General features: G+C 46.1%; 11 protein-coding genes. 3 read left to right on the top strand and 8 right to left on the bottom strand.

Translation table 11 applies throughout. The features are described 5' to 3' along the window. Positions 1 to 11 precede the first annotated feature (11 nt). The 6 genes from GPK90_RS12120 to GPK90_RS12095 are packed head-to-tail and all read right to left on the bottom strand — an operon-like array spanning position 12 to position 6,712. Positions 12 to 986 (bottom strand): ABC transporter ATP-binding protein, encoded by a 975-nt coding sequence (locus GPK90_RS12120; protein ID WP_215703110.1) that lies wholly within the window; start codon positions 984 to 986, stop codon positions 12 to 14. Then, positions 986 to 1,993 (bottom strand): ABC transporter ATP-binding protein, encoded by a 1,008-nt coding sequence (locus GPK90_RS12115; RefSeq protein ID WP_215703109.1) that lies wholly within the window; start codon positions 1,991 to 1,993, stop codon positions 986 to 988. Before GPK90_RS12115 ends, GPK90_RS12120 begins: the two co-directional genes overlap by 1 nt. 59 nt (positions 1,994 to 2,052) lie before the next feature. Then, complete coding sequence (locus tag GPK90_RS12110) at positions 2,053 to 3,705, bottom strand: ABC transporter substrate-binding protein (RefSeq protein ID WP_215703108.1); 1,653 nt, start codon at positions 3,703 to 3,705, stop codon at positions 2,053 to 2,055. A 36-nt stretch (positions 3,706 to 3,741) separates the two neighbouring features. Next, positions 3,742 to 4,593, bottom strand: a complete 852-nt coding sequence (locus GPK90_RS12105; protein WP_215703107.1) for an ABC transporter permease — start codon at positions 4,591 to 4,593, stop codon at positions 3,742 to 3,744. Between the two features lie 14 nt (positions 4,594 to 4,607). Then, positions 4,608 to 5,561, bottom strand: a complete 954-nt coding sequence (locus GPK90_RS12100; protein WP_118529327.1) for an ABC transporter permease — start codon at positions 5,559 to 5,561, stop codon at positions 4,608 to 4,610. A 20-nt stretch (positions 5,562 to 5,581) separates the two neighbouring features. After that, entirely contained in the window at positions 5,582 to 6,712 is a 1,131-nt protein-coding gene (locus GPK90_RS12095) for a M20 family metallopeptidase (protein WP_215703106.1), read from the bottom strand. Positions 6,713 to 7,202: 490 nt separating this feature from the next. Between GPK90_RS12095 and GPK90_RS12090 the strand changes: the two genes are divergently transcribed. From GPK90_RS12090 to GPK90_RS12080, 3 genes are all read left to right on the top strand, one after another. Beyond that, on the top strand, positions 7,203 to 8,600 hold the full coding sequence (locus GPK90_RS12090) for an MATE family efflux transporter (protein WP_215703105.1): 1,398 nt from the start codon (positions 7,203 to 7,205) through the stop codon (positions 8,598 to 8,600). A 5-nt stretch (positions 8,601 to 8,605) separates the two neighbouring features. Further along, a complete protein-coding gene (locus GPK90_RS12085; protein ID WP_215703104.1) occupies positions 8,606 to 9,184 on the top strand; it encodes a cytidylate kinase-like family protein in 579 nt (192 codons plus the stop codon). 315 nt (positions 9,185 to 9,499) lie between these two features. Further along, entirely contained in the window at positions 9,500 to 10,534 is a 1,035-nt protein-coding gene (locus GPK90_RS12080; RefSeq protein ID WP_215703103.1) for an alcohol dehydrogenase, read from the top strand. Between the two features lie 34 nt (positions 10,535 to 10,568). Here the strand turns inward: GPK90_RS12080 and GPK90_RS12075 are convergent, their stop codons facing one another. Together GPK90_RS12075 and GPK90_RS12070 are read right to left on the bottom strand one after the other, a co-directional pair. Further along, positions 10,569 to 11,639, bottom strand: coding sequence for a U32 family peptidase (locus tag GPK90_RS12075; RefSeq protein WP_215703102.1), 1,071 nt, complete (start codon positions 11,637 to 11,639; stop codon positions 10,569 to 10,571). A gap of 114 nt (positions 11,640 to 11,753) precedes the next feature. Further along, complete coding sequence (locus GPK90_RS12070; RefSeq protein WP_215703101.1) at positions 11,754 to 13,268, bottom strand: hypothetical protein; 1,515 nt, start codon at positions 13,266 to 13,268, stop codon at positions 11,754 to 11,756. Between the last annotated feature and the right edge of the window lie 130 nt (positions 13,269 to 13,398).

Here is a 13,398-nt window from a genome sequence, read left to right as displayed (position 1 = left end):
TTTTACAATGTTTACTGATATAAAAAACAGGCAACACTTCTCTTTGTTCCATCGTCTCCCGTGATCTCTGTTAATTCCGGACGACTCTGTCTGCATTGGTCTGTTGCCATCGGACATCTTGTACTGAACAGACATCCTGCCGGCGGATTTAACGGACTCGGCAATTCTCCCTGAAGGATCACCTCATCCCGCTTCGCGTGGATATCCGGAACCGGAATTGCTGACAGCAATGCTTTTGTATACGGGTGAAGAGGTTTCCCATAGAGCTCCCTCTTTCCTGCATATTCCATGATGCGCCCCAAATACATGACCGCCACCTTGTCGCAGAGATACTCCACTACGCTCAAGTCATGAGAAATGAAAATGTACGTTAAATTTCTTTCTTTATGAAGGTCCTTTAACAGATTCAGCACCTGTGATCGAACTGACACATCCAGCGCCGATACCGGCTCATCACAAATGACAAGTTCCGGATCGTTGATCAGGGCTCTTGCGATCACGACTCTCTGTCTCTGTCCGCCAGACATTTCATGCGGATATTTTTCAAGATATTTATCACTGAGACCGACCTCCCGCAGGATCTTCCTGACCTTTTCCAGTTTTTCTTCTTTCGTATATTTTCCCGCCACATCCAGCGGTGCCATAACGGATTGAACAATTTTTTTCTTTGGATTTAAGGACGCATACGGATCCTGAAAAATAATCTGAATTTTTTCCCTCAGCGGACGCATCTGGCGTTCGTTATAATTTGTAATATCTTCTCCATGGAACAGGATCTGTCCTCCAGTTATCTCATGAAGCTTTAATATGGACTTTCCTAACGTTGATTTCCCACAGCCCGATTCGCCTACAAGGCCTACGATTTCTCCCTGATTGATCTTCAGGTTAATGGAATCCACCGCTTTTACTGTAATTTCCTTTCCATGTACCTTTTTTACCGGAAAATATTTTTTTACATCCCGGATTTCCAATAAAGGGGCCTCCATTATTCCACCTCCCTGCTGTCCTGTATTTCGGGATCCATAGACCGGAAGCATCGTACAAAATGTCCTGCTTCTCCCTGCATTCCCGGATCTTCTTTTTTGCACTGTTCCGTTGCATATGGACATCGCGTAGAAAATCTGCAGCCGGCCGGCATCTCATCCAGTCCCGGAACCGTTCCCTCGATCGTAAACAGATGATCTTCCTGACCACTTCCAAGCTTTGGAATTGATTTCAGCAATCCCACCGTATATGGATGCATCGGATGATCAAAGATATCTTCTGCGGTTCCATATTCCACTGATTTTCCAGCATACATGACCATGACGTGATCTGCCATTTCTGCCACCACACCCATATCATGTGTGATCAAAATCACCGATGTGTCTGACTCCTCCGCAAGCTTCTTTAAAATTCTGAGGATCTGGGCCTGAATCGTCACATCCAAGGCCGTTGTCGGTTCATCTGCGATCAAAAGCTTTGGCTGGCAGAGCAATGCCATTGCGATCATTACCCTCTGTCTCATACCACCAGACATCTGATGTGGAAATTCCTTGATCCGCTGCTCCGGAGAAGGGATCCCCACTCTGGCAAGCATTTCAATACACTGTTTTAATGCTTCCTTTTTTGGTATCTCACGATGATGGGTCCTGATCATCTCTAACATCTGATCTCCGATCCTGTATACCGGATTCAGAGACGACATCGGTTCCTGAAAGATCATGGAGATCTCATTTCCCCGCACCTTTCTCATTCTGGCTTCTGATGCCTTTGACAGATCTTCCCCTTCAAACAGGATCTGGCTGTTTTCATCAATTTCGCAGACAGAAGGAGATACCAGACGCATAATCGAAGTGGCCGTGACGCTTTTTCCGCATCCTGACTCTCCAACAATCCCGATCACCTTTCCCCGGTCCAGTGAAAAAGTAACATTATCCACTGCTGTCAGCTTCTTTTTTCCTACTTTAAAGGAAACCTTCAGATTTTTAACTTCCAGCAAATGTTCATCCATCTGCTCCCCTCCTGTCATCATCCTTCTAAATTTGTGACAATCCTGTCACCGTTTTCTGATCATTCTTTTACAGACCATTTCCAGACAGCCTGGTTATTGACTCCGCCTTCAAATGCGTTATATCCCTGGAATCTCTCCGACTGAACTCCGAAAATATATCCGTTGTAGAGCATTACCAACGGCATCTCATCCCAAAGAAGCTGCTGATATTCGTTTACCAGTTCTTTTTTCTTTGCTTCGTCTGTTTCAGCAGCAATCTTATCCTGAAGCTCTGCGTATGCGGTATCTGTGATCTGGCAGTATGTCGCATTCTTATTGTCATAATATCCGGACATCCAGAGCGGATAGGACATTGCTGTTGAGCCGCAAATTCCAAGATCATAAGTGCCATCCTGAAGTCCTGAGAACATCGTTGCAAGCTCAACTGTCTGAACATCGATCGTAATTCCCGCCTCTGCAAGATTCTGCTGAATGATTGCTGCCATACTCTCTCTTGCGGAGGTTACTGCCATTTTAAGTGTTCTTGATGAATCCCATCCGGCCTCTGCAAGAAGCTCTTTCGCCTTATCTACATCTCTGGACCAGGTGAGTCCGCAATCATATTCCGATCCCGGGATCACACAGGTTGCCGGTGCAATGCCTTTTCCCTGCAGATTCTGCTCGATCAGAAGATCCTTATCAATTGCATAGCTCATTGCCTGACGGATACGCTTATCTGATACATTCTGGTTATTGATCAGGAATACGCCTACGAAGGTCGGTTCACTTGATTCTGTCACCGTAAGTCCCATATCCTTTGCCGCAAGTGCATCATCAGTCGTTGGCTGCTGATAAAATCCATCCATCTCTCCTGCTGCAATGGATGTGATCGTATTCGTGGAAGCGATCACTTTCAGAATCAGTTTGCCAAACTGCGGCGCGCCAAGCTGATAATCTGCAAAAGATCCCAGCTCCAGCTGGCTTCCGGAAAGCTCAGAGATAAAGGTGCAGGGACCGGAACCGATCGGTGCTTTCCAGAACTCATCATCTTTCATTTTTTCAGGTGCGATATCACCAAGAAGATGTTCCGGAAGTACATAGAAATACTTGTTATGAAGGATCAGCCAATCCTCGACCGGAGTAACATTCTTAAAAGAAATCTTCAATGTATAGTCATCCACAGCCTCAACTCCGACGGATTTTTCAGCCGTTTCAAGACCATTATCATCGGTTCCTGCCCATGTGTTGAACTCACTTCTGAGTCCGTAATCAAATTTCGGATTTGTGATCAGCTGTGCGGTAAATACCCAGTCCTTTGCAGTTACCGGCTGACCGTCATGCCATTTTGCATTTTCATCTAAGTGAAAGATCGCAGCTTTTCCATCATCTGCAGATTCCCATGATTTGGCCGCTCTCGGTGATACCCCGGAACCGGCTTCCTCAATAAATGCAAGGCGGTCGTACAGCTTGTCGCAGACCAGATTCTGATAGATCGATCCGGATGTAGATCCGTAAGGATTAACGGTATCCCATGCAGTCGTCAAACCGTATGTAATGACCTTATCGGAATAATCTCCCGTCTTATCCGTCGCCGTTGACGCTGCTGTTGTTCCTTCCGCTGCAGATGCAGCCGCTGTTGTCTCATTTCCGGAGCTGCCTCCGCAGCCGGCGAGAAGTCCTGTTGCCATGGCTGCCGCAAGCATCCACGCTGCAATTTTTTTACCTGATCTCATAATGATCCTCCTTTAAATTTTTTGATATATACTGCCCTATTTTGTTTTTGGATCAAGGGCATCTCGTACACCTTCTCCGATAAAATTAAATCCCACAACAACGAGAATGATGCAGATTCCCGGTGGGAACCACACCCACGGACGTGCCGTCAATACAAGAAGATTCTGCGCTGCAAATATGATATTTCCCCAGGATGCCTGTGGTGTCTGGACACCCATTCCGAGAAAGCTTAACGATGATTCTGTTAAAATTGCACCTGCTACCCGGAACGAAATATTTGCCCATACCGGAGGGATTGCATTTGGCAGTACCTCCGAAAGCAGGATCTTAGGAGTACTCATCCCGATCGCTTTTGTCGCCTGAATATATTCACGTTCCCGGATCGATAACACATTTCCGTAAATCAGCTTTGCGATTGCAGTCCAGCCCAATACTCCGATCACCACCGTGACCGTAAGGATCGACGGTCCGAACACCGCAACGAGAACAAGGATCAGGACCATCGTCGGGAATGACATAAATGCATCTGCGACACGCATGATGACCGTTTCTGCAATTCCTCTGAAATAACCGGCGATCAGCCCTAACGGAATTCCAATTAAAACCGAAATGATCGTAGACATGATCCCGACAAACAGAGAAATTCTTCCTCCATATAAAAGTCTTGCAAACAGATCTCTTCCCACATCATCCGTGCCCAGAAGATGGCCGGGACATGGGGCTTTGTTGAATCCTACCGCCCGGTCGGTCGTATATGGGTCGAGCTTCATGAATATTGGCATCAGGATAACTGCCAAAACAAGAAAGCAGACAATGATAAGACCTAAAACAGCTTTCCGGTTATGCATAAATTTCTTTACTGCCTGATTACTTAATATTTTTTTCATGCCCTGGTGCCCTCCTATTTAAATTTAATTCGCGGATCCAGCGCAGCATAGATCAGATCCAGAATCAGATTTACGACGAGAACAACGACACAGATCAAAACAGCGACTCCCATGATCACTGGATAATCACGACTTGTGATCGCAGTGATCATCAGGCTTCCGATCCCCGGCCAGGCAAATATCTGTTCTGTCACAACAGCACCTCCGATCAGAAACGGGACGGAAAGGCTTAGGGTTGTAACGATCGGAATCAGTGAATTGCGAAATGCATGTTTGATCACAATGACGACATTTCTAAGTCCTTTTGATCTTGCTGTTTTTATGTACTCCTCATTCAAAACCTCAAGAACACTCGATTTTGTCTGTTTGATATAATTTCCGATTGGCTGGATTCCACACACGAAAGCCGGAAGTGCCAAATGATAGAGAAGATCCTTCCAATCGCCGTTAGATCCTGCCGAATACATGCCGCTCGTCGGAAACAATTTCATTTTTACAGCCAATACATAAATCAGAAGAAGACTTAAAAAGAAGTTTGGCACCGATGCTCCGATAAAAGCAACAAATGTACTGATATGATCCCATATCGAATTCGGTTTACAGGCTGAAACCACTCCAAGCGGAATTCCTATGATGATCGCACCAATAATACCGGTTCCAGTAAGCAGTAATGATGGGATGATACGCTGTCCGATCATCATGCTGACTGTCTGGGAGGTACGGTATGATGTTCCAAGATTTCCATGCAGCAGGTCTGCCAGCCACAGAAAATACCGGACAAGAACCGGCTTATCAAGTCCCAGTGAAGCTTTCAACGCCTCCAGATCGCTGAGTGACATTTCTCCGGATGAAGCCAAAATTGAAAGCGGTCCTCCGGGAGCAAGATTGATCAACAAATACACCGTAAATGTAATTCCAAGAAACACCGGTATTGCATAAAAAAGTCTTTTTATAACATATTTTATCAATCAGATTCTCTCCCTTCAGCTTATTGTTTATTTAACATATCGTTTAGAATTGCCAGATGGAGCTTTACACATGGTTCAACGGATCCGATATATCCGTACTCTTTCTCACTATGATCATTCGCTCCATGCGGTCCCATTCCATCCATAACGATCGCATTGCCGCATCTTGAAAGATGGTTCGCGTCAGAGAGTCCTCCGCGGTCTTTTTCCTCAAATGGAATTCCATATTCTTCGGCAATTTTTCTGACCCGTTCGATATACTTTTTCGCTTCCTCTGTTTTTATAAACGGCGGAGTTTCCTTCTGCATCGTGATCGTTGTTTTTACTCCGGGAACAAACGGTTGTCCTTCTGTTATTTTATTTACATATTCTTTCAAGCGGATTCTTTCGCTGTCATCCCTGAATCTCATTTCAACACTGATTTTTGCATGATCTGCAACTACATTTCTGGCTGTACCGCCATTTGCGATCCCGACATTTACCGTCGTATCTTTTTCTCTGTCCGCCAGACTCATTAATTCTACAATGTAATGTCCCATCTCAAGAACCGCAGACGCATTTTCTACTTCAAACATAAAGCCCGCATGGGCCGCCTGACCTTGAAACTCAATATCATACGTCAGGGAACCTTTTCTCGCAAAGCAATGGCGGGTTCCATTTTTTCCGGCAGATTCCATGACAAAAATGTGATCTGCCTGACATCCGATTCGATCTGTGATCTCTTTTGAGTAGATCGACCCGATCTCTTCATCCGGATTATAGACCATTGCGATATTCAGGCATTTCTTCTCAGTTTCCGGTAAATTTGCCGCGATATGAAACATTGCAAGATCACCGTTTTTCATATCACCAACACCCGGACCGTAGTAATTTTCTCCTTCGATTCGAAATGGTCTTTTCTCTGCCGTCCCGTCCGGAAATACCGTATCCATATGACCGATATACATCGCATCATAATGTTCGGATACATGATTTGTAATAAGAAGAACCTGACGACCTCCATCGGCAGGAATTCGTTCTACGTTCCAGCCGATCTCCTGATACCAGCCAGCCAATTTATCTGCCACCCGGTTGATTCCGGCTACATTTCCAGAGCCGCTGTCAATGTTGACCAGCTCTTTCATCTGTTCCAAGTACAATTCCAGATTCATGTTTCCCCTCCCTTTCGCCTTCAAAATCTATTTCAAAATTCACATCTCTCATCTGAAATACATTATATATCATATTATAACCATTTGTCAATATGTATCATTATATATCGTATTATAATTTAACTTTGTATATTATGTTCAATCAAAATCCACTGCTTTACATTTTTTTCCGTTTTTGCTATAATAATGCTACATCGTGTGGCGTTTCTGCGTAAATCCAGTTGCAGAAGCGCCACACTTTTTTTATCTCCGTGGGAGTTAGGTCTCCGACCGAGATAAATGCTCCGCGAGGATGCGCAGTGATTCTGATAGGAATACCAGAATCAAGAGCCAAGTCTCACGGGTGTTCGATTTAAATTGAAAGAAGGTGGGAAGTGAACGATAAAGAACAATTTTATAGACAGATCGTGTTGCAGAAATGCGTAAGTCCGGATTTTAAGGAGCTTACGCATTTCTTATTTTTTTAGAAAAAGGAGATTATTAGATTATTATGGAAATTGGAAATCAGTTTTTGGGGACAGAGCGTATTGATAAGCTGATGCGTCAGTACGCGGTTCCCTGCATCATCTCACTGTTAGTAGGTGCATTGTACAATATTGTTGATCAGATCTTTATTGCAAACGCCAGCTACCTCGGCTCTTACGGAAACGCAGCTAATACCGTTGTTTTTCCGCTGACGGTTGTTGCACTGGCTATCGCTGTTATGGTCGGTGACGGCTGCTGTGCCTTTGTCAGCATGGCGCTTGGCCGGAATGAAACAGCACGGGCAAAGCGCAGTGTCGGCAATGCGGTGGTTTTAATCATTGTAGGAAGTCTTATCCTGACCGCCGTATATCTGATCTTTGCAAACAGCATCATCGCCATGTTCGGCGGTACGGTCAATGAGGAAACTTACCGGCATTCACAGGAATATTTCTTCTATATTACTCTTGGGATTCCGTTTTATATGTTCGGTCAGGCTATGAATCCCATTATCCGTGCAGACGGGAACCCGAAATTTGCCATGATTTCCACACTGGCTGGCGCTATTATCAACATCATTCTTGATCCGATTTTCATTTTCGGCCTTCAATGGGGCATGATGGGTGCAGCCATAGCCACAGTGATCGGTCAGGTGGTAACGGCAATTCTCGCCGTCTGGTATCTGCTCCACATGCGGATCATCAAGCCGGAAGCCGGTGACTATGCACTTTCTCCAAATATATTCGGACGGATGCTCACCCTTGGTATTACCAGCTTTCTCTCTCAGATCAGCCTTGTGGCCGCAATGGCAGCGATCAACAATATGCTCCGCAAATACGGTGCATTGGACGCTGTGTTCTCACAGGAGCAGTACGCACAGATCCCCATGGCAGTCGTCGGGATCGTAATGAAATTTTTCCAGATCGTCATTTCTATCGTAGTCGGCATGGCAGCCGGCTGTATTCCGATCGTCGGCTATAACATGGGTGCAGAAAAGACCATGCGTGTGAGGGAGCTGTTTACCCGGCTGCTTATTTCCGAAGCTTTGGTAGGTGCAGTCGCGCTCATACTGGCGGAAGGATTCCCGCATCAGCTTATCGCTATTTTCGGTGCTTCTAATGAGAGCAGCTACTATACCGATTTTGCTGTTAAGGCATTCCGTACCTATCTTTGCATGATGATCTTCGCGTGTGTCAACAAGGCATGTTTCATCTTTTTACAGGCCGTGGGCAAGGCATTGACATCTACCATGCTTTCCATGTTCCGTGAGGTAGTATTCGGAGTCGGCTTCGCATTGCTCCTTCCGGTTTTCTTCGGTCTGGACGGTGTTCTGTATTCCATGCCGGTTTCAGATATTCTGACCTTTATTATCTCAGCAGTGATTATCATAAAAACATATCATGAATTAAATGTGAAAGGAGCATAAGACGTATGAAAAACAGAGTGATTACGATCAGCCGTGAATTTGGCAGCGGCGGACGCACCATCGGAAAAAAAGTGGCAGAACAGCTGGGCATCCCCTGCTATGATGCAGAGATCATTCAGGAAATGGTAAAAGAAACCGGTTTTACACCGGAATATGTAAAGGAAGCCGGTGAATATACGCCCGGCAGCTTCCTCTCATCTGCATTTTCAAACCGCTTATTTGGCCTCACAAATGAAGATATTCTGTGGGAGCATCAATATAAGGTCATCACGGAGCTTGCACAAAAAGGCCCCTGTGTAATTGTTGGACGCTGTGCTGATTACATTTTACAGGATAAGGCCGACTGCCTGAAGGTCTTTATCCACGCAGATATGGATTTCCGTGCCCGCCGCATCGTCGAGGTTTATGGAGAACGGGAACAGTCCCCGGAGGAACGCTTGCGCGACAAGGATAAACGCCGTGCCGCATATCACCGGTTCTATACCGACATGAAATGGGGATATGCACAGAATTATCATCTGACACTCAACAGCGGTGTGCTTGGAATCGATCAGTGTGTAAACATCATCACTTCTTTATATTAGAGATATCCTTTACACTGCATTTCATTGCAGACGGGAGCAACATCTAATCTATTCCCTTTTCGGATCCGGAAAGGGAATTTTGTATCTATCCGCGCAGATAAGTGCTATAATATAATACTAAGATTATGCGGTCCGAAGTCCGACGCAGGCTTGCCCGGAGGAATGCTTTTGACCCTGGGTCCACCAAAGATATGATTCAAGTCGGAGACCTGACTCCCACTGAGACAAATTTGCTGTTACTCACCACTAAAAAATGTGGAAGTCTTCTCGACTGAGATAAAAGGATCAATAAAAAAAGAAAGTGATGGATAAAAAATGCAGACGTATACTTATGTTTCCAAGGGAAAATTTGAATTAATGGAAAAACCGAAGCCGGTTCTTATAGATGAGCGGGATGCCATTGTAAAGGTAACACTCGCCAGCATTTGCTCAAGTGACCTGCACATTAAACACGGAAGCGTCCCCCGCGCTGTGCCGGGTATAACCGTCGGACATGAAATGGTCGGTATTGTTGAAGATATCGGCAGCGCCGTAACGAATGTGAAGCCCGGTGACAGAGTCACGGTAAACGTGGAAACCTTCTGTGGGGAATGTTTTTTCTGCAAGCATGGATATGTAAACAACTGCACCGATCAGAATGGCGGCTGGGCTCTCGGATGCCGGATCGATGGCGGACAGGCAGAATATGTTCGTGTACCGTTTGCAGATCAGGGGTTAAATAAAATCCCGGATCATGTTACAGACCGTCAGGCTTTGCTGGTCGGAGATGTTCTTGCCACCGGTTTCTGGGCAGCTCGTATTTCTGAGATCAAAGAGGAGGATACGGTATTGATCATCGGAGCCGGACCTACGGGCATCTGTACGCTGCTCTGTGTCATGCTGAAGAATCCGAAACGTATCATCGTCTGTGAAAAAGACGAAGGCCGTATCCGCTTTATCCATGAGCACTATCCGGAAATCCTTACCGTATCACCCGAAGCTTGTGCAGATTATGTCCGTGCCAACAGTGACCATGGCGGAGCAGATGTCGTTCTCGAAGTCGCAGGAGCCGAATCCACGTTTCGCCTTGCATGGGAATGTGCAAGACCAAATGCGGTCGTGACGGTCGTTGCTCTTTATGACAAGGCTCAGACACTGCCGCTGCCGGATATGTACGGCAAGAACCTCACGTTCAAGACCGGCGGTGTAGACGGCTGTAATTGCGAGGAAACACTTCGGCTGATCGCAGAGGGCAGACTGAATACGGAACCGCTCATCACACATACATACTCGTTAGACAGGATCGAAGAAGCATACACCCTCTTTGAAAATAAGATGGACGGTGTAATCAAGGTAGCCATCGAGTGTTAATACGGTTCCCAATCCCGGTTCCTGGACACTGTATTTAAATTGTCTTCCCGGCAACCGATTCCGTTTCTCTATAATAACACAGTCCGCTGCATCCATACGGAAACAACATTCGCTTCATATCCCTGATATATTCCTCTTCCGTATCCACATGCTCAAGGATATCCAGAGCCGTCTTCAGGTTCCGGATATCCTTTTCCATAAAATCTACATAATTTCCACGCCCCACAAGCTTCAAATGGGTGATTCCGACCTTTCGCAGCCGATACAGTGCGCAGAGCCCACATCCTGTCTCACCGCAGAGATAGCCGTCGGAATCATATCTTCGTTCCTCATACTCTTCGTTCGGTTTATCTGCGCTTCGTTCATCATTCGCATCCTTCACTGTGCTCTCCATCCGTGAGACCAGCTTCTCCGTTTCTGAACCTTCTTCTTTTTTCTCTCTATTTCCTTTAACTTTTCCTATCTTATACGGGACCCGGCACAGATGCCCCATCTCGTCGCAGTGCAGGGAATTACAGAACGCCCCCGAAAACTGACAGAGCTCGTTCAGTGCAAATGCCTCAAATTCATATACGCCCCTGCTGCCCTTTTCCCTCTCATGCCGGATCACCGACTCCATGTCTGCGAAGCTGTTCTTCCTGTGAAAGATAAGCCGACTGACATCCAAGCGGTCAAATACATCTATCATCCGACTGTTTACCTCTGCCGTCTCCCCACTCAGATGGATCTCACAGCGGATCCCATTATTTTTCAGGTAGATCAGCAGCGCCGGATCCGCGATAATAAAGCTTGAAAATCCAAGCTCCGTACACCGGTGAAGGACATCCGCGATCTCTGGGTACTGCTCCGGTGTATAATAAAGCGAATTAAATGTCAGATGTACCGGCTTCCCATATTTTCTCACCAGCGCCGCCAGAATCCTCAGCTCACTCTCCGCCCCGATCTGCACGTTGATGCCAAGAACCTCGCGGCGGTTTAGCGGCAGCACCGTCCCGTATTTTTTATTCCATTCATAAGGTACGTATCCGCAGAAAAACTCATCTGCCCCGGCCTCGACGTACCGCACATATTCATCGATGGATCCAAGTCCCGCCGTGATCTTCATTGTATTTCTCCTTAAACTCAGCTTCTCAACTTCTGAAAGTTCGCACCTGCCACATTTCGTTTGATTTTTCGCGAGTACAATTCTGACCATCTGCTGTTTTCAATTGCATATTAGTTACAGCAAATTTACTACAATTCTATCAATTCTTTTCTCTTTCCAACCTTCCGTATCCTCCATTCCGGAAACTGTACTCTCATCCAGCGCAAAGAGCGAATTATACCGCCCCACCATCTTCAAATGCTTTGGATACAGAAAGACTTTCTCCCTGCAATATCCCGGACACGATTCCGGCAGTTCCTGCTTTCCACGTTCTCCATTTTTACACGCAGCATACAGTGTACAATACTGAGAGGTATTCGTCTGATAAAACGGAACGTGGATGCTGTTCTTTCCTTCCGGAAATTGCTGCCTGTATCCGCAGGACTCCCACTCGTACCGCCGGATCCCGAACGTGTCCCTCAGATATGTCTGGTAAAATTCCGCATTCAGGCTGTTCTCCCGAAAATATCCTGTCTCCCCCTGCTTGTATCCCATCCGTGGATCCTTTTTTCTTTTATTTAACAGAGTCCCCATACACGGCACAAGAACTTCTTTTTCTTCCTTCCATTCCTTCCGCTCTCTCAAAAGCTCCAGCAGACCCCAGTCGTTTACCGCGATCTCCAGAAATGTCTCCCGGTTTCTGCACCATTCTTCCAGCTCATCCAACAGTTTTTCCACCGGTTTCAGCATAAATTCCCGCAGATATGAAAATGTAACTGTCACAGCCAGACCTTCCGACTCTGCCTTTTTAAAGATCTCAAACAACTGCCGTTTTTCAGGAAACAGCAGATGGCAGAAGGCATTTCCCACATAAATCCGCTCTGGAACCGGAATTCGTTTTCCCAGCTCTTTAGCCCCATTCACATTCCAGTACCAGTCCATAAAATCGCGGAATTTCATGGATAAATATCGCTCATAAAGCTCCGGACGGTCCAATTCCACAGCAACTTCGATATTCTTCCGTTCCTGCTCTTTATATTCTTTGTATTCTTTATATTCTTTGTATTCTTCGAGTTCAAAATCTCCTGCTGCGATGCAACTTTCCCTTATACCTGACTGATTTTCGATTCGCGTTTCCAGCCTCGCCCTGTCTTCTCCTTCACCGAACCACTCTTTTTTCTGTTCAATGAAATTCTCCGCAAACTGTTCATCCTTTTTTGCCGGATACCCGGTAAGCGCCATTGCAAGTTCCCCGTCCTCGCACTCCAGCTTCAGCCGCACAAATCTATCATACCAAAGGATCAGTTTTCCAGCGCATTCCCGGTATTTCTCCTGCTCCACAAACACCGAATACTCATATACCGGAATCCCCGGTCCATCTTCCACACGCACTTCCATCTCAAACGAATGGATCTCAACTTCCGTATACGGATCCGCGCTTTTCCTCTCCTGATTCCCCGCCTTCAGCCCGTTGAAACCATCATAAAAACAGATCCGGAATCCCTTTACTTCGCGGATCTCATCCAATGTCCGAAAACAAAATCCTTGTTTCGCAAGCTCCGTGATCCGGATCTCCTGCCCGTCTGCAAATCCCGCCACAAGTCCGAACGGGATCATAAAAACTCCGTTTATTTCTCTCTTCCCTGACACTTTTCGTTCCCCAATTCAAATCTTTTTACAGTACCATAGCTCACGCCGCTCGTGAATTACCCACCACTTAATTTTGAAGAAATTTGAAGTGGGGGCTTCTGGGGAATCCTTGGACTCCCGTTTAAGAAGT

It is taken from the genome of Clostridium sp. MCC344, assembly GCF_018785365.1.
Classification (GTDB): Bacteria; Bacillota; Clostridia; order Lachnospirales; family Lachnospiraceae; genus Pilosibacter.
The sequence above is the reverse complement of the archived record's forward strand: the minus strand, read 5'-3'. Positions and strand labels throughout refer to the sequence as shown.

Excerpts from the sequence above, each read along its gene's own strand:
- GPK90_RS12120 (WP_215703110.1), bottom strand. The coding sequence starts at position 986 with ATGGAGGCCCCTTTATTGGAAATCCGGGATGTAAAAAAATATTTTCCG.
- GPK90_RS12115 (WP_215703109.1), bottom strand. The coding sequence starts at position 1,993 with ATGGATGAACATTTGCTGGAAGTTAAAAATCTGAAGGTTTCCTTTAAA.
- GPK90_RS12110 (WP_215703108.1), bottom strand. The coding sequence starts at position 3,705 with ATGAGATCAGGTAAAAAAATTGCAGCGTGGATGCTTGCGGCAGCCATG.
- GPK90_RS12105 (WP_215703107.1), bottom strand. The coding sequence starts at position 4,593 with ATGAAAAAAATATTAAGTAATCAGGCAGTAAAGAAATTTATGCATAAC.
- GPK90_RS12095 (WP_215703106.1), bottom strand. The coding sequence starts at position 6,712 with ATGAATCTGGAATTGTACTTGGAACAGATGAAAGAGCTGGTCAACATT.
- GPK90_RS12090 (WP_215703105.1), top strand. The coding sequence starts at position 7,203 with ATGGAAATTGGAAATCAGTTTTTGGGGACAGAGCGTATTGATAAGCTG.
- GPK90_RS12085 (WP_215703104.1), top strand. The coding sequence starts at position 8,606 with ATGAAAAACAGAGTGATTACGATCAGCCGTGAATTTGGCAGCGGCGGA.
- GPK90_RS12080 (WP_215703103.1), top strand. The coding sequence starts at position 9,500 with ATGCAGACGTATACTTATGTTTCCAAGGGAAAATTTGAATTAATGGAA.
- GPK90_RS12075 (WP_215703102.1), bottom strand. The coding sequence starts at position 11,639 with ATGAAGATCACGGCGGGACTTGGATCCATCGATGAATATGTGCGGTAC.